This window comes from Variovorax sp. UC122_21, from assembly GCF_044056785.1.
Taxonomy (GTDB): domain Bacteria; phylum Pseudomonadota; class Gammaproteobacteria; order Burkholderiales; family Burkholderiaceae_C; genus Variovorax.
In genome coordinates, this window is sequence record NZ_CP172004.1 from 3,196,563 (window position 1) to 3,210,494 (window position 13,932).

Genomic DNA, 13,932 nt, shown 5'->3' on the forward strand with positions numbered 1-13,932 from the left:
CCCCGGCGGCAACATGCCGCAGCCGACGAATCCGCATATCCATGCGTGCATTCATTCGTTGGCCGGGGCGGGTGCAGCGCCAACACTCGCCCTTCCCTTCTTCATCCTCCGGCGGAGCAATTCCCATGACCCTCTTCGACGATCAACCTGCCATCGGGAGCGCCCAGGCATGACCTCGGCCGACCACGCACTCGACGTGTCCGGCGTGCTGAACGCGCCGGAGTTCCGCGGCACCACCGCGGCCCCGACGCCGCGCGCGCCGCGCCCGCCCGCGCCGGTGGCCACCGATGCCGCCGCCGTGCTCGCGCGCCGCCACGCGCTGCCGCCGGGCCTGTGGCGCACCGGCGTGCTGGCCGCCGTGGCCTGGCTGGCGCTGGGCCTGCTCACGCTGCTGTGGCCCAACAAGCCGATCGGCTTCAGCGACTGGAACTTCACCGAGGAATTCGGCTACGCCACGCTGGTGATCGCCGCGGTCTTCCTCGTCATCGCGCTGCTCGGCCCGCGCGCCGGCCGCGTCGCGCGCACGCTGCGTCCGGCCGGCCAGTGGCTGGTGGCCTCGGCGCTGGTGCTCGCGCTGTGGGAGATCGCCACCGCCAAGCTGGCCGTGCTGCCCTCCCCCTTCTTCGCGCCGCCGCAGAGCCTGATCGATGTGCTGCACGAGGACTGGCAGCGCCTGGGCCTGTCGACCGCCTACTCGCTGCGCCTGCTGGCCAACGGCTTCGTGATCGGCGCGCTGGTCGGCTTCGTCACCGGCGTGGCGGTCGGCTGGTCGCGCATCGCGGGCTACTGGGTGCATCCGCTGCTGCGCTTCCTCGGCCCGGTGCCCGCCTCGGCGCTGCTGCCGCTGGCCTTCTTCTTCGCGCCCTCGAGCTACGTGGCCGCGGTGTTCCTGGTCGGGCTCGCCACCTTCTTCCCGGTCGCGGTGCTGACTTGGTCGGGCGTGGCCTCGGTCGGCAAGAGCTACTACGACGTGGCGCGCACGCTGGGCGCCTCCGAGCGCTTCCTGGTGCTGCGCGTGGCCATCCCGGCCGCGCTGCCGCAGGTCTTCGTGGGCCTGTTCATGGGCCTGGGCGCCTCGTTCTCGGTGCTGATCACGGCCGAGATGATGGGCGTGAAGGCCGGTCTCGGCTGGTACCTGCAGTGGGCCCAGGGCTGGGCCTCGTACGCCAACATGTATGCGGCATTGCTGGTGATGGCCGCGCTGTGCTCGGGCCTGATCACCTTGCTGTTCAAGGTGCGCGACCGCGTGCTGTCGTGGCAGAAGGGAACCGTCAAATGGTAGACACCGTCCTCTCCCCCAGCGTCGAGGCAGGCACCGCCGCACACACCGGCGCGCTGATCGACATCCACGGCGTGAGCCACTGGTTCGAGGTGCCCACGGGCGTGCTGCAGGTGCTCGACGACATCGACCTGCAGGTGCGCCCCGGCGAGTTCGTCGCGCTGCTCGGCCCGAGCGGCTGCGGCAAGTCGACGCTGCTGCGCCTGGTGGCCGGCCTCGAGCCCGCGACCACCGGCCGCATCACGCAGAACGGCGAGACCATCGAGAAGCCCGATCCCTCGCGCATCGTGGTGTTCCAGGACCCCACCTTGTTCCCGTGGCGCAGCGTCTGGGACAACGTGGCGCTGGGCCTGCAGGCCCGCGGCGTGCTCGATGCGCAGCGCGGCCGGGTCGACGAGGCGCTGCAGCGCGTCGGCCTCACCGAATTCGCGAAGGCCTATCCGCATCAACTGTCGGGCGGCATGGCACAGCGCGTGGCACTGGCGCGCGCGCTGGTCAACGACCCGCAGCTGCTGGTGCTCGACGAGCCGCTGGGCAAGCTCGATTCGCTCACGCGCATCGCGATGCAGAGCGAGCTCGTGAACCTCTGGCAGCGCGACGGCTTCTCGGCCCTGCTGGTCACGCACGACGTGGAAGAGGCGCTGTTCCTGGCCAACCGCGTGATCGTGCTGAGCGACCGGCCGGCGCGCATCGCCGCCGAGCTGGTGGTCGACCTGCCCTACCCGCGCCATCGCGGCGATCCGCGCCTGGCCGAGCTGCGCCACGAGGCGCTGCGCCACCTGGGCCTGGACGCGACCTGGTGAGGCCGGCCCTCGAGGCGCGGGCGCGATGAACGCGCTGCCCGATGCGGCCTGGCTCAATGTCCTGATCGAGGGCCTGCAGACCCTGCAGTTGCAGCTGCTGCGGCTGCTCGATGCGCTGGGCCTGGTCGCGCATGCGCACGGACAGCCCGCCTGGCCCTGGGACCAGCGGCTGTCGGGCGAGAACCTGCTGATCGACCTGGGCCAGGCGCGCCGGCTCGGCATCAGCGTGGTGCTGCTGGGCCTGTCGCTGCTCGTGCTGATCGCGGCGCTGCTGTGGCGCCGGCGCAGGATCTGGCTGCTGGGCGCCGCGGCGCTGCCCGTGGTGCTGGCGCCCTGGCCCGATGCCCACGTGGTCCTCGTGCCCGCGCATCCCACGAGCTTTCAGCAGCATGCGGCGGGCTTCAGCGCCGAATCGATCGCGCGCGGCCGCTCGCTCTATGCACAGAACTGCGTGGCCTGCCATGGCAGCGACGGCCGCGGCCAGGGCCCGCTGGCCGCGGCGCAGCCCGTGTGGCCGCCGAACCTCACCGGCCCGCTGCTCTGGCGCCGCGCCGACGGCGACCTGCTGTGGCGCGTGCTGCACGGCACGCGCGATCGTCATGGCGCGTTGACCATGCCGGGCTTCCAGGGCCGGTTGAGCGAAAGCGACGCCTGGGCCCTGATCGACTACATGAAGGCCCAGGCCGCCGGCGAAAGCCTGCGCGTGGCGGGCGTGTGGGCGCAGCCCGTGAGCCCGCCCGACATGGCGGTGCGTTGCGACGGCAAGCCGGTGCGCATGCTCAGCAGCTGGCGCGGCCAGCGCCTGCGGATCGTGGCCGGTGGCGATAACGCAAGTGCGTTGCTCGAGGACCCGCGGCTGGTGACGGTGCTGCTCGAACGCGAGCCCGCGGCTGCTTCGAAACAGGATGACCGGAGCATCGCCTGCGTTGCCGATTCGCCCGAGGCGTGGGAAGCCTTCTCGCTGATCGCGGCCACCGAGAAGCTCGAGGGCACGCAGTTGCTCGTCGATCGCGCGGGCTGGCTGCGCGCGCGCGGCGAGCCCGGCAAGAGCGCATGGAGCGACGACGATCTGCTGTGCCGCGCGGAGACCGCTTCGGCAACGGCAACCGTCGTGGCAGGGGCGGCCGATGGCCTCGGGGCGCTGATCACGCGCATGGATGCGCAGCCGGTGCGCTTCGTAAAGGGTGGCTTCGTGCATTGAAGCCCCGGCCATGCCGCGCCGAAGGCGGCATGGCCGGCGCATTCACCAGGAATGCATCAGCACCGCGGGCCGCAGCGTGGCCATGGCCTGCAGGCGGCGCAGCGCACGGCGCGGCACATGGCCGTAGGCCGCGCGGCGCGCGATCGCATGGGCCGACGCGGGCGGCACCCGCCACTCGGTGGCGGTGCGCGAGATGACGAGCTGGGCCTGGTCGGCCACGGAATGGTAGGTGCGCAAGGGCATGGGGGACTCGATGGGTAACGCATCGATTCTGCGCAAGGCATGCGGCAACTCAAAGACGGATTGCGAGTTACCTGATGCATTCCGTGATCGCCCTGCCGCGCGGTGCGCGGCGTACGATGGACCGGCCTCTTTCCATCCCCTTGCATTGCCGCACTTCAGGAGCTACCGACCATGTCGAACCACGTCTACAAGAGCCTCGAACTCACCGGCTCGTCCACCACCAGCATCGAGGACGCCATCCAGGGCGCGATCGCCAAGGCGCACGAGACGGTGCGCAACATCCAGTGGTTCACCGTCGTCGAGACCCGCGGCCACGTCACGGACGGCCGCGTGGCGCACTGGCAGGTCACGCTGAAGATCGGCTTCACGCTCGAGTGAGCCTGACCGCCGGCTCGTTCAGGCGAAGTCGGTCGACGGCTTTTCCCAGAGGTTCACGCCGCCCTCGACCGCATGGCGGTCGATCTCGGCGAGTTCCTCCGCGCTCAGCGGCGCACCCTGGAGCGCGGCCACGTTGTCGACGATCTGCTCGGGCCGGCTCGCGCCGATCAGCGCGGAACTCACGCGCGGATCGCGCAGGGTCCAGGTCAGCGCAAGCTGCGCCAGCGATTGGCCGCGCCGTTGCGCGATCGCGTTCAGCGCGCGCGCACGCTCGATGTTGGCATCCGACAGGTGCTCGGGCTTCAGCGAGCCGCCGCCCGGACGGTTGATGCGCGCATCGGCCGGTACGCCCTGCAGGTACTTGTCGGTCAGCAGGCCCTGCGCCAGCGGCGTGAACGCGATCACGCCGGCGCCGAGTTCCTCGGTCGCGCCGAGCAGGTCCTTCTCGATCCAGCGGTTGAACAGGTTGTAGGCCGGCTGGTGGATCAAGAGCGGCACCTTCCACTCGCGCAGCAGCGCGGCCATCTCGCGCGTCTTGCCGGCCGAGTACGACGAGATGCCGATGTACAGCGCCTTGCCCTGCTGCACGGCCTGGGCCAGCGCCGAGGCCGTTTCCTCGAGCGGCGTGTGCGGATCGAAGCGGTGCGAATAGAAGATGTCGACGTAGTCGAGGCCCATGCGCTGCAGGCTCTGGTCGAGGCTGGCCAGCACGTATTTGCGCGAGCCGCCGCCCTGCCCGTAGGGGCCGGGCCACATGTCCCAGCCGGCCTTGCTCGAGATGATCAGCTCGTCGCGGTAGGGCTTGAAGTCCTCGCGCAGCAGGCGGCCGAAATTGGTCTCGGCGCTGCCGTAGGGCGGGCCGTAGTTGTTGGCCAGGTCGAAGTGGTTGATGCCGAGGTCGAAGGCGGTGCGCAGCAGCTGGCGCTGGGTGGCGATCGGCGTGGTGTCGCCGAAGTTGTGCCACAGCCCGAGCGAGATGGCGGGCAGCACGAGGCCGCTGCGGCCCACCTTGCGGTAGGGCATGGATTCGTAGCGCGTGGAGGCGGCGAGGTAGGTCATGGGCGATGGAAGGACGCGAAGAGAAAGCGAAAGGCGCCATGTCGGCGCCGGTACGTCGCGTTCGAGGATAGCGGCAATCGCGTCGACGCGCAGGCCGCCGACCCGCTGCGTTACGACGCCACGGCCGTGTCGCCCCCGAAGGCCAGCGCCGCGAGTTCCTCGTCCGATGCGGGCAGCACCGGCGGCACCAGCGCGTCCTGCAGGAACAGCCGCAATGCGGTCCAACCCGAGCCGTCGGCCTTGCGCGCCTGGCGCCATGCGGCCGCCTCGAGCAGCAGCACCGATTGGTAGGTGCGCGCCATGCCCCAGGCCAGGCGCCGGCCGTCGCTCTCCTGCGCGCGCGGCATCAGTTCCGCGAGCATGCGCCGCGCATGCACGATGGCATCGGGGGCGCGCGTGCCATGGCCCGCGAGCGTCGAGAGCCGCCCGTCGATGTCGGCGAGAAAGGCCTCGCCCGCCTCGGGCGCGCGCAGAGCACGCAGCACGTCGTGCGCGAGCACCGAGGTCGTGCCCTCCCAGATGCAATGCACGTGCAGGTTGCGCAGCACGCGCGGGATGCCCGTGTCTTCCACATAGCCCGCGCCGCCGAAGCTCTCGACCAGTTCGCTCGCGGCCCAGATGCTCTGGCGCGCGCAGGCCAGCTTGGTCAGCGGCGCCAGCAGGCGCGCGAGCCCGGGCGCGCCGGTGCCGCGCTCGTGGCGATTGAGCGCGAGCGCGGTCTCGAAGTTGAGCGCGAGCATCGCCTCGTACTCGGCCGTGATGCGCGCTATCCACTGTGCATGCAGCGGCTTCTCGGTGAGCAACTGGCCGAATACGCGGCGACGGGTCGCGTAGTCGCGCGCCAGCATCAGCAGATGGCCCACGCCCGCCGGGCCGCCCCACGAGGCCCACAGCCGCGCGACGTTGAGCAGGTCGCCGATCTTGGCCACGCCGCGATCGATGCCGCCGACCGGCACCGCGACCGTGCCTTCGAGCTCGAGCTCCGCGGTCGGCAGGGCGCGCGTGCCGAGCTTGTCCTTCAGGCGCCGCACGGCGATGTGGTTCCAGCTGCCGTCGGGGCGGCGCAGCTCGACCAGGAACAGCGACAGCCCGCGGCTGCCCGGCACCGCGTCCTCGGGCCGCGCGAGCGCGAGCGCCATCTGCGAGGTGGTGGCCGAGGTGAACCACTTGGTGCCGTGCAGCGACCAGGTGCCGTCGCCGCGCGGACGCGCGACGGTCGAGGTCTGGCCGACGTCGGAGCCGCCCTCCTTCTCGGTCATCCACTGGCCCGAGGTCCAGCCGCCCTGCCGCGCCGTGAGCTTCGGCTTGTAGCGCGCGGCCAGTGCCTCGTCGTGCAGCGTGAGCAGGCGCGCGGCGCCATCGGTCATCACCAGCGGACACGAGGCCACCGCGCCCGCGCCGTCGTAGAGGTTCACGAGGCCGGCCTGCACCACGCGCGTGAACTCGCCATAGGGGTTCTCGTAGGGCAGCGCGACCAGGCCCTCCTCGAGGCCGATGTCGACCAGGCGATGCCAGGCCGGATCGACCTCGATGCGGTCGACGCGCCGGCCCCAGGCATCGAAGGGCTCGTGGCGCGGCACGTTGTGCTCGGCCGTCGCGGCCAGCGCGGGAATCTCCTGCATCGCGCGCTCGCCCATGCGCTGGAACAGCGGGCTCGCGTCGGCGAAGACCTCGGCGGGCAGCAGGCGTTCGAGCGTGTGGTGCAGGGTGCGGTCGCTCGCGAAGCGGTTCGACAGCTCGGGATGGGGCTGGATGAAGTCGGTCATGGTGTCTCCTTTGCCGAAGGCGGAACGGGCGCATTCGCGCCCTGCCCTTTCTTCGCGGGGGCGGCGCGCGCGGTGTGGTCGAGCACCGCGGCCAGGCACAGCGCGACGATGTCTTCCACCACGCGCTGCGCCGCGCGCTTGGACAGCACGCCGAGCGCGAGCGGGCCGATCATGGCTTCGGCCAGCGCGCCGACGATCGCCGCGGCGCTGGTGTGCGCGTTCTGAGCGCGGAACTCGCGGCTGTCGATGCCGTCCTCGATCACGGTCACGAAGATCGCGCGATAGGGTTCGCGAAAGCGCAGCCGGTCCTCGTCGATCTGCGGCGCCACCGGTTCGGCCAGCAGGGCCCACGCGAGCTTGGGCCGTTTGAGCGCGCGGTGCGCGAAGGTGCGGATGATCGCGGCCAATCGCTCGCTGGCACCGCTCTCGGAGGCGGCCGCGGCGGCGCAGGCGTCGATCTCGCGCTGCGAGGCCTGGCGGAACACCTCGTCGAACAGGTCGGTCTTCGACGGGAAGTACTGGTAGAGCAAGCCGGTCGAGACCTCGGCCGTGGCCGCGACCATCGGCATGGTGGTGCCGCCGTAGCCGTGGGTGGCCACGAGTTCGAGCGCGGCCAGCACGATGCGTTCGCGCGTGAGCGTCATGCGCTCTTCGACTTTCGATGTGCGTCGGTAGGTCACGCAAAGAATTGAATCACAGTTCATTTCTTATTGCAATTGCACTCCGGCTCCCTATACTTCGACGCCTCGGCCGCATCGCAACGATCACGCCGCCGGCGGCCACGGCGTCCAGTTCAACCACCAAGGAAGCTTCTCCATGCGCAGGTTCGACGACTCCTCTTTCGGTCATGGCTGGTTCCAGGCTGCCTACAGCGAGGACCTTCGCAAGGGCGAGGTGCAGCCCCTCACGGCCATGGGCCGCGAGTTCGTGCTGTGGCGCGACATGCAGGGCCAGGCCCATGCGATGGATGCGCACTGCCCGCACCTCGGCACCCATCTCGGCCATGGCGGCCGTGTCTGCGGCACCTCGCTGCGCTGTCCATTCCACGGCTGGCAGTTCGCAGGCGACGGCGCCTGCACCGACATTCCCTACAGCCCGAATCCGCGCCTCGAGATGCGGCACCTGAAGTCCTGGCCGCTGGTCGAGCGCAACGGGCTGGTGATGGTCTGGTGGCATCCGCGCGGCATCGCGCCCAGCTTCGAGGTGCCGGCGATGCCCGAGCATGGCGATGCGCAGTGGTCGCGCTACCGGCGCCAGCGTTGGGAGGTCGCGACGATCTGGCAGGAGGTGCAGGAGAACATCGTCGACACCACGCACTTCCACCATCTGCACGGCGTGGCCACGCTGGCGCGGCTCGACCGCTTCGAGCCCGCGGGGCCGGCGCTGCACGTGAACATCCTGCACGACTTCAACACGCCGCGCGGCCGGCTGCCGGGCTTCCTGCAGACCTCGCTGTACGGCCCCTACTTCGCGACGGTGCGCTTTCGCATCGCCGACCTGGCCGAGATCCTGTTCGTCGATTCGGTGGTGCCGATCGAGGCCGGCCGCGTCGCCGTGAGCTTCAGTCTGATGGCGCGGCTGCAGGGCATCGCCTCGCCCGACATGAGCCTCGCGCTGATCGACGAGGCGATCCACCAGGTGAGCCAGGACGTGCCGATCTGGGAGCACAAGATGCGCTGGAAGCGCCCCAGCCTCGCCGAGGGAGACGGGCCCATCATGCGCTTCCGCCATTGGGCCGAGCAGTTCGAGACCGAGGACGAAGTCCCGACTCCCGCGCCCCTGCGTCGCATCGAGATCGCCGCCCATGCATGAACTCGCCCCCCACCGATGCCGTCTTCGTGCGCGAGGACGCGAACACCTGGCGCGCCAGCGAGCTCGCGCGCGGTCCCTGGGATCCGCGCGCGCAGCATGGCGGCGCGCCCTGCGGCCTGCTCGCGCACATCGCCGAGTCGGCCGTCGAGGGCGAAGGCTGGCAGCTCGCGCGGCTCACGGTCGAGCTGATCCGGCCGGTGCCGGTCGACCTGCTGTCGTCCGCCCTCACGACCGAGGCGGGCCGCACCACCGCGCGCGTCGAGGTATCGCTGATGGCCCAGGGCAAGCCGGTGGCGAAGGCGCATGCGCTGCTGGTGCGCACGCAGCCCGTGGTGCCGCCCGAAGCCGCGTTGCAAAGGCCGCTGGCCCCTGCCCTGTCGATGCCGGCACCGTCGGACTGCACGGCACCGCTGCGCATTCCGGGCCTGCCCGACGTGCGCTCGTTCTATTACACGGCGACCGAAACCCGCGTGGCGGCCGGCGATGCCGCGGCACCGGGACCGGCGGCTGCCTGGTTTCGGCTGCGCGTGCCGCTGGTCGCGGGCGCCGCCAATTCGCCCGCGATGCGCGCGGCCGCCGCGGCCGACTTCGGCAACGGCCTGAGCTGGGTGCTGCCGGTCGAGCGCTTCAACTTCGCCAACGCCGACCTCTCGCTTCAGCTCGCACGGCAGCCGGTCGGCGACTGGATCGGCCTCGATGCCGTGACCACGGTCGCGCCCGATGGCAGCGGCTGCACCTTCAGCCAGCTGCACGACGAGCGCGGCCGCTTCGGCTTCGCGACGCAGACGCTGCTCGTCTTCGCGCGCTAGCGTTTCGGCTCAAGCGCTCGTCAGCCCGCGCGACACCGGCAGCCTGCGCACGCGCTTGCCGGTCACCGCGAAGATCGCGTTGGTGATCGCGGGCGCGATGCCCGAGGTGCCGGGCTCGCCCATGCCGCCGGGCGCTTCGCCGCTGGCCACGATATGGGTCTCGATCGCCGGCGTCTCGTTGATGCGCAGCGGCCGCACGTCGTGGAAGTTCGATTGCTCGATGCGTCCGTCCTTCACCGTCGCCTCGCCCCACAGCGCGCCCGAGATGCCGAAGATCACGCCGCTCTGCACCTGGGCCTGCACCGTGTCGGGGTTGACCACCACGCCGGTGTCGAGCGCGCACACCACGCGCCTGACCACCGGCTCGCCGCCGTCCTTCGGCACCTCGACCTCGGCCACCAGCGCCATGAAGGTGCCGAAGGCGAACTGCAGCGACACGCCGCGCCCGCGCTGCGGCGGCAGCGGCGTGCCCCAGCCGGCCTTCTGCGCCGCGAGCTCGAGCACGGCCTTGGCGCGCGGGTTGGCACCCAGCAGCGCGCGCCGGTAGTCCACCGGATCGGCCTTGGCCGCATGCGCGAGCTCGTCGATGAAGCTCTCGACCACGAACACGTTGTGCGTCGGTCCGACGCCGCGCCAGAACGCGGTGGGCACCGGCGGCTCGTGGTTCACGTACTCGACGTGGATGTTCGGCAGCGCATAGGGCGGCTTCTCGGCGCCGTCGATGGTCTCGGGATCGAAGCCGTTGTTGTAGGCCGGCGGCAGCCAGCGCTTGAGGATCGACGAGCCCGTGATGCGATGGCGCCAGGCCACCGGCCGGCCCTGCGCATCGAGGCCCGCGCTCACGCGGTCGTAGAAGTACGGCCGGTACATGTCGTGCTGCGTGTCCTCCTCGCGCGTCCACACCACCTTGACCGGGCCGTCGACCTGCTTGGCGATCTGCACCGCGCGCGTGATGCTGTCGATCTCGAGCCGGCGACCGAAACCGCCGCCCAGCAGGTGGTTGTGCACCGTGACCTTCTCGACCGGCAGGCCCGATGCGGCCGCCGCCGCGGCACGTGCGCGCGTGATCACCTGGGTGCCGACCCACACCTCGCAGCCGTCGGGCCGCACATGCACCGTGCAGTTCAGCGGCTCCATCGCCGCATGGACCAGGAACGGCACTTCGTACACGGCCTCGAGGCGCTGCGCCGCGCCGGTCATCGCCGCCGCGTTGTCGCCCTCGTTGCGCGCCACCGCGCCGGTCTGCAGCGAGGCCAGCTTCATCGATTCGACGATCGCCGCCGAATCGATGCCCGCGTTGGCGCCGCCGTCCCATTCGATCGCGAGCGCCGCGAGGCCCTTCTTCGCCGCGCCCATGTGGTCGGCCACCACCGCCACGCAGTCGTCGAGCCGCACGATCTGGCGCACGCCGCGCACCGCCTTCGCCTTGCTGTCGTCCACGCTGCGCAGGCGGCCGCCGAACACCGGCGACTGCGCGAGCGTGGCGACCTTCATGCCCGGCACCTTGGCATCGATGCCGTAGAGCGCGCTGCCGTCGACCTTGGCCGGCGAGTCGAGCCGCTTCGCGGGCGTGCCAATCAGCCGGAAATCGGCCGGCGCCTTGAGCGCGACCTTCTCGGGCAGCGGCAGCTTCGCGGCATCGGCGACCAGCGCGCCGTACTTCAGGTGCCGGCCGCTGTCCGCATGCACGACCTCGCCGCGGGCCGCCTTGCAGCTCTCGGGCGCGACCTTCCAGCGTTGCGCCGCGGCCTGCACGAGCACCGTGCGCGCGGTGGCGCCGGCACGCCGCAGCGGCTCGTAGGCGGCGCGGATGGTGGTCGAGCCGCCGGTCACCTGGAAGCCCAGCAGCGGGTTGCCGTAGAGCTTGTCGTCGGGCGGCGCATGCTCGACGCGCACCGCGGCCAGGTCGACCTCGAGCTCCTCGGCGATCAGCATCGGCACGCTGGTGTAGGTGCCCTGCCCCATCTCGATATAGCCCATGGTCACGGTCACGCGGCCATCGGGCGCGATCTTGACGAAGGCATTGGGCGTCCACGGCGGCGTGCCCGCCGGTGCGGCCTCGGCCGCCTCGGGCACGGCACCCAGGCCCACGCCGATCAGCAGGCCGCCGCCGAGCGCGGCGCCGATGCTCAGGAAGCCGCGGCGCGAGAGCGCGGGCGAAGCCACGGGTGCGTGTTCCGTCAGTCGATCGATCAGCATCTCAGGCCACCGCCTTTCCGGAGAGCGCGCGTGCCGCCTCCTTGATGCCCGTGCGGATGCGCACATAGGTGCCGCATCGACAGACGTTGCCGCTCATCGCGGCATCGATCTCCTCGTCGCTCGGCGTCGTGTTCTTGCTCAGCAGCGCGGTGGCCGACATCAGCTGGCCCGATTGGCAGTAGCCGCACTGGACCACGTCGAGGTCGAGCCAGGCCTTCTGCAGCGCGCGGCCCACGCGCGTGGCGGCGAGCGACTCGATGGTGCTCACGTTCGCCTTGCCCACCGATTCCACCGTCGTGAGGCAGGCTCGCGTGGGCGCGCCGTCGACATGGATGGTGCAGGCGCCGCACAGGCCCATGCCGCAGCCGAACTTGGTGCCGGTCATGCCGAGCACGTCGCGCAAGGCCCAGAGCACCGGCGTGTCGCCGTCGACGTCGAGCGGGCGTTCGATTCCATTGACTTTCATGTTGTTCGTGTCCTTGTCGTGGGGTGGTTCGCTGCCCTCGCGACGCACCCGGCGGTGCGGCACGCAGGCAGGCCGACAGGAGGATGTCACGCCGAAGGAATTCGCGCCGGACGCGCAAGCCTCGTTTCCAGACATCCTGCGTAGGCGATGTCCGGCCGCACGATGCGCGGCGGGTCCGTTCCCCGGGCGCTGCGCGGGGCCGGACCATGCACGGACTCCCGACGAAAGGATCACCATGTTCGACCACATCGGCTTCAGGGTGCGCGACCTGCGCGCCGCGCGCCGCTTCTACGACGCGGTCGCGGGCGCGCTCGGCCTGCGGACCCTCGACAACTGCGCCCATTCGTTCCTGCTCGTTCGCAGTGCCGAGCTGACGGTGCCCTTCGTCTGGATCGGCACCGACCAGCCGGCCTTCTGGAGCGGCGCGCACCAGGTGTCGGCCAGCCCGATCCACCTGGCGCTCTCGGCGAAGACGCCGCAGGAGGTCGACGCCTTCCATCGCGCGGCGCTGCAGGCCGGCGGCATCGACAACGGCTTTCCCGGCCCGCGCGGGCCGGCCGAGATGCATTTCTACGGCGCCTACGTGCTCGACCCCGACGGCAACAACGTCGAGGCCGGCTGCCGCGGCGCGGCCTCCTAGGCCGCCAGCAGGCCCGGGTCGCTCGGGTACATGTAGCGCCGCGACCACGGCAGCGTCTTCGCCGCGCGGCCGGCCTTGCGACCCACGATCTGGTAGATCGCCACGTCGTCGTTCTCGAAGGCATAGGCGCAGCCCGCGAGGTACACGCGCCAGATCCTGAACTTCTCCTCGTCGACCATCGCGCGCACCTGCTCTGTGTGCGCCTCGTAGGCATCGCTCCACAGCCGCAGCGTGCGCGCGTAGTGGCGCCGCAGGTTCTCCACGTCGAAGGCCTCGAGGCCGCCCTGCTGCATCGATTGCAGCGTGAGGCCGATGTGCGGCAGCTCGCCGTTCGGGAACACGTAGCGGTCGATGAAGTCGCCGCCGCCGTACGAGACGCCACCGCCCTCGGGGTCGGACGAGGTGATGCCGTGGTTCATCACCACGCCGTCATCGGCCAGCAGCGCGCGCACGCGCTGGAAGTACTCGGGCAGGTTCTTGCGGCCCACGTGCTCGAACATGCCGACGCTGGTGATGCGATCGAACTGCCCGCTCACGTCGCGGTAGTCCTGCAGCCGGATCTCGATGCGGTCGGCCAGGCCCGCGGCCTTCACGCGCTCGGTCGCGAGCTCGAACTGGTTCTGCGACAGGGTCACGCCCACGCAGCGCGCGCCGAACTTCTGCGCCGCGCGGATCACGAGCGCGCCCCAGCCGCAGCCGATGTCGAGCAGGGTCTGGCCCGGCTGCAGCTGGATCTTGGTGAGGATGTGGTCGATCTTCTTGAGCTGCGCGGTCTCGAGGTCCTCGTCGCCGTTCTCGAAGTAGGCGCACGAATAGACCATGTTCGGGTCGAGCCACAGTTGGTAGAAGGCGTTCGAGACGTCGTAGTGGTACTGGATCGACTTGCGGTCCGACGCCTTGGTGTGCGTGAAGTAGCGCGCCATGTTCTTGAGCGCGCTGGCACCGGCGCCGGTGCCGCTGTCGAGCGAGCTCTTCGCGAGCCCGTAGGCGATGTCGATGATGTCGCTGAGCTTGCCCTCGATGTCGATCTTGCTCTGCACATAGGCCTCGCCGAGGTTGGCCAGCGTCGGCTCGAGCATCAGCGACAGCGCCGAGGGTGATTTCACGTGCAGGGTGACGGCCGGGCCGCTGAAGTCGCCGAAGTCGTACGACTTGCCGTCCCACAAGGTCAGCCGCGCGGGCAGATTGGCACGTGCGCGGACGGCCGCGCTCCACTGTTCGACCTTCTTTTCCCAAAGCATGCATTTCTCCGTGTTGGTGTTGCTTGCGATTCGGGA

14 protein-coding genes are annotated in these 13,932 nt (G+C 70.6%); 7 read left to right on the top strand and 7 right to left on the bottom strand.

Going from position 1 to position 13,932, the window contains the following annotated elements; genetic code table 11:
• Positions 1–169 precede the first annotated feature (169 nt).
• The 3 genes from ACHMXE_RS27385 to ACHMXE_RS27395 are packed head-to-tail and all read left to right on the top strand — an operon-like array spanning position 170 to position 3,283.
• Positions 170–1,282: an ABC transporter permease subunit gene (locus ACHMXE_RS27385; RefSeq protein ID WP_209541583.1), complete on the top strand. Its 1,113-nt coding sequence runs from the start codon at positions 170–172 to the stop codon at positions 1,280–1,282.
• Positions 1,276–2,082 (top strand): ABC transporter ATP-binding protein, encoded by an 807-nt coding sequence (locus tag ACHMXE_RS27390; protein ID WP_395352520.1) that lies wholly within the window; start codon positions 1,276–1,278, stop codon positions 2,080–2,082. Before ACHMXE_RS27385 ends, ACHMXE_RS27390 begins: the two co-directional genes overlap by 7 nt.
• Before the next feature lie 25 nt (positions 2,083–2,107).
• Positions 2,108–3,283 (top strand): c-type cytochrome, encoded by a 1,176-nt coding sequence (locus ACHMXE_RS27395; RefSeq protein WP_395352522.1) that lies wholly within the window; start codon positions 2,108–2,110, stop codon positions 3,281–3,283.
• 42 nt (positions 3,284–3,325) lie between these two features.
• Here ACHMXE_RS27395 and ACHMXE_RS27400 read toward each other — a convergent pair whose 3' ends face one another.
• A complete protein-coding gene (locus tag ACHMXE_RS27400) occupies positions 3,326–3,526 on the bottom strand; it encodes a hypothetical protein (protein ID WP_203200992.1) in 201 nt (66 codons plus the stop codon).
• A gap of 171 nt (positions 3,527–3,697) precedes the next feature.
• Here ACHMXE_RS27400 and ACHMXE_RS27405 point away from each other — a divergent pair, with 171 nt between their 5' ends.
• Complete coding sequence (locus ACHMXE_RS27405) at positions 3,698–3,904, top strand: dodecin (protein ID WP_203200991.1); 207 nt, start codon at positions 3,698–3,700, stop codon at positions 3,902–3,904.
• 18 nt (positions 3,905–3,922) lie between these two features.
• Here the strand turns inward: ACHMXE_RS27405 and mgrA are convergent, their stop codons facing one another.
• From mgrA to ACHMXE_RS27420, 3 genes are all read right to left on the bottom strand, one after another.
• Positions 3,923–4,963, bottom strand: coding sequence for an L-glyceraldehyde 3-phosphate reductase (gene mgrA, locus ACHMXE_RS27410; RefSeq protein WP_093341941.1), 1,041 nt, complete (start codon positions 4,961–4,963; stop codon positions 3,923–3,925).
• Positions 4,964–5,073: 110 nt separating this feature from the next.
• A complete protein-coding gene (locus ACHMXE_RS27415) occupies positions 5,074–6,729 on the bottom strand; it encodes an acyl-CoA dehydrogenase family protein (RefSeq protein WP_395352525.1) in 1,656 nt (551 codons plus the stop codon).
• On the bottom strand, positions 6,726–7,373 hold the full coding sequence (locus tag ACHMXE_RS27420; protein ID WP_395352527.1) for a TetR/AcrR family transcriptional regulator: 648 nt from the start codon (positions 7,371–7,373) through the stop codon (positions 6,726–6,728). The genes ACHMXE_RS27415 and ACHMXE_RS27420 overlap by 4 nt, the downstream gene beginning before the upstream one ends.
• 172 nt (positions 7,374–7,545) lie before the next feature.
• Between ACHMXE_RS27420 and ACHMXE_RS27425 the strand changes: the two genes are divergently transcribed.
• Both ACHMXE_RS27425 and ACHMXE_RS27430 read left to right on the top strand, forming a co-directional pair.
• Positions 7,546–8,541 carry a Rieske 2Fe-2S domain-containing protein gene (locus tag ACHMXE_RS27425; RefSeq protein WP_395352529.1) on the top strand — a complete coding sequence of 332 codons (996 nt, stop codon included), beginning with the start codon at positions 7,546–7,548 and terminating at the stop codon, positions 8,539–8,541.
• Positions 8,538–9,350 (top strand): thioesterase family protein, encoded by an 813-nt coding sequence (locus ACHMXE_RS27430; RefSeq protein ID WP_395352531.1) that lies wholly within the window; start codon positions 8,538–8,540, stop codon positions 9,348–9,350. The genes ACHMXE_RS27425 and ACHMXE_RS27430 overlap by 4 nt, the downstream gene beginning before the upstream one ends.
• A 9-nt stretch (positions 9,351–9,359) precedes the next feature.
• On the opposite strand, the gene ACHMXE_RS27435 is transcribed toward ACHMXE_RS27430, so the two are convergent.
• Both ACHMXE_RS27435 and ACHMXE_RS27440 read right to left on the bottom strand, forming a co-directional pair.
• Positions 9,360–11,543 (bottom strand): molybdopterin cofactor-binding domain-containing protein, encoded by a 2,184-nt coding sequence (locus tag ACHMXE_RS27435; protein ID WP_395352839.1) that lies wholly within the window; start codon positions 11,541–11,543, stop codon positions 9,360–9,362.
• A 7-nt stretch (positions 11,544–11,550) separates the two neighbouring features.
• Positions 11,551–12,015 carry a (2Fe-2S)-binding protein gene (locus ACHMXE_RS27440; protein ID WP_395352533.1) on the bottom strand — a complete coding sequence of 155 codons (465 nt, stop codon included), beginning with the start codon at positions 12,013–12,015 and terminating at the stop codon, positions 11,551–11,553.
• A 235-nt stretch (positions 12,016–12,250) separates the two neighbouring features.
• On the opposite strand from ACHMXE_RS27440, the gene ACHMXE_RS27445 reads away from it, so the two are divergent.
• On the top strand, positions 12,251–12,655 hold the full coding sequence (locus ACHMXE_RS27445) for a VOC family protein (RefSeq protein WP_395352535.1): 405 nt from the start codon (positions 12,251–12,253) through the stop codon (positions 12,653–12,655).
• Here the strand turns inward: ACHMXE_RS27445 and ACHMXE_RS27450 are convergent.
• A complete protein-coding gene (locus ACHMXE_RS27450) occupies positions 12,652–13,896 on the bottom strand; it encodes a class I SAM-dependent methyltransferase (protein WP_395352537.1) in 1,245 nt (414 codons plus the stop codon). The genes ACHMXE_RS27445 and ACHMXE_RS27450 overlap by 4 nt on opposite strands.
• Between the last annotated feature and the right edge of the window lie 36 nt (positions 13,897–13,932).

Excerpts from the sequence above, each read along its gene's own strand:
- ACHMXE_RS27385 (WP_209541583.1), top strand. The coding sequence starts at position 170 with ATGACCTCGGCCGACCACGCACTCGACGTGTCCGGCGTGCTGAACGCG.
- ACHMXE_RS27390 (WP_395352520.1), top strand. The coding sequence starts at position 1,276 with ATGGTAGACACCGTCCTCTCCCCCAGCGTCGAGGCAGGCACCGCCGCA.
- ACHMXE_RS27395 (WP_395352522.1), top strand. The coding sequence starts at position 2,108 with ATGAACGCGCTGCCCGATGCGGCCTGGCTCAATGTCCTGATCGAGGGC.
- ACHMXE_RS27400 (WP_203200992.1), bottom strand. The coding sequence starts at position 3,526 with ATGCCCTTGCGCACCTACCATTCCGTGGCCGACCAGGCCCAGCTCGTC.
- ACHMXE_RS27405 (WP_203200991.1), top strand. The coding sequence starts at position 3,698 with ATGTCGAACCACGTCTACAAGAGCCTCGAACTCACCGGCTCGTCCACC.
- mgrA (WP_093341941.1), bottom strand. The coding sequence starts at position 4,963 with ATGACCTACCTCGCCGCCTCCACGCGCTACGAATCCATGCCCTACCGC.
- ACHMXE_RS27415 (WP_395352525.1), bottom strand. The coding sequence starts at position 6,729 with ATGACCGACTTCATCCAGCCCCATCCCGAGCTGTCGAACCGCTTCGCG.
- ACHMXE_RS27420 (WP_395352527.1), bottom strand. The coding sequence starts at position 7,373 with ATGACGCTCACGCGCGAACGCATCGTGCTGGCCGCGCTCGAACTCGTG.
- ACHMXE_RS27425 (WP_395352529.1), top strand. The coding sequence starts at position 7,546 with ATGCGCAGGTTCGACGACTCCTCTTTCGGTCATGGCTGGTTCCAGGCT.
- ACHMXE_RS27430 (WP_395352531.1), top strand. The coding sequence starts at position 8,538 with ATGAACTCGCCCCCCACCGATGCCGTCTTCGTGCGCGAGGACGCGAAC.
- ACHMXE_RS27440 (WP_395352533.1), bottom strand. The coding sequence starts at position 12,015 with ATGAAAGTCAATGGAATCGAACGCCCGCTCGACGTCGACGGCGACACG.
- ACHMXE_RS27445 (WP_395352535.1), top strand. The coding sequence starts at position 12,251 with ATGTTCGACCACATCGGCTTCAGGGTGCGCGACCTGCGCGCCGCGCGC.
- ACHMXE_RS27450 (WP_395352537.1), bottom strand. The coding sequence starts at position 13,896 with ATGCTTTGGGAAAAGAAGGTCGAACAGTGGAGCGCGGCCGTCCGCGCA.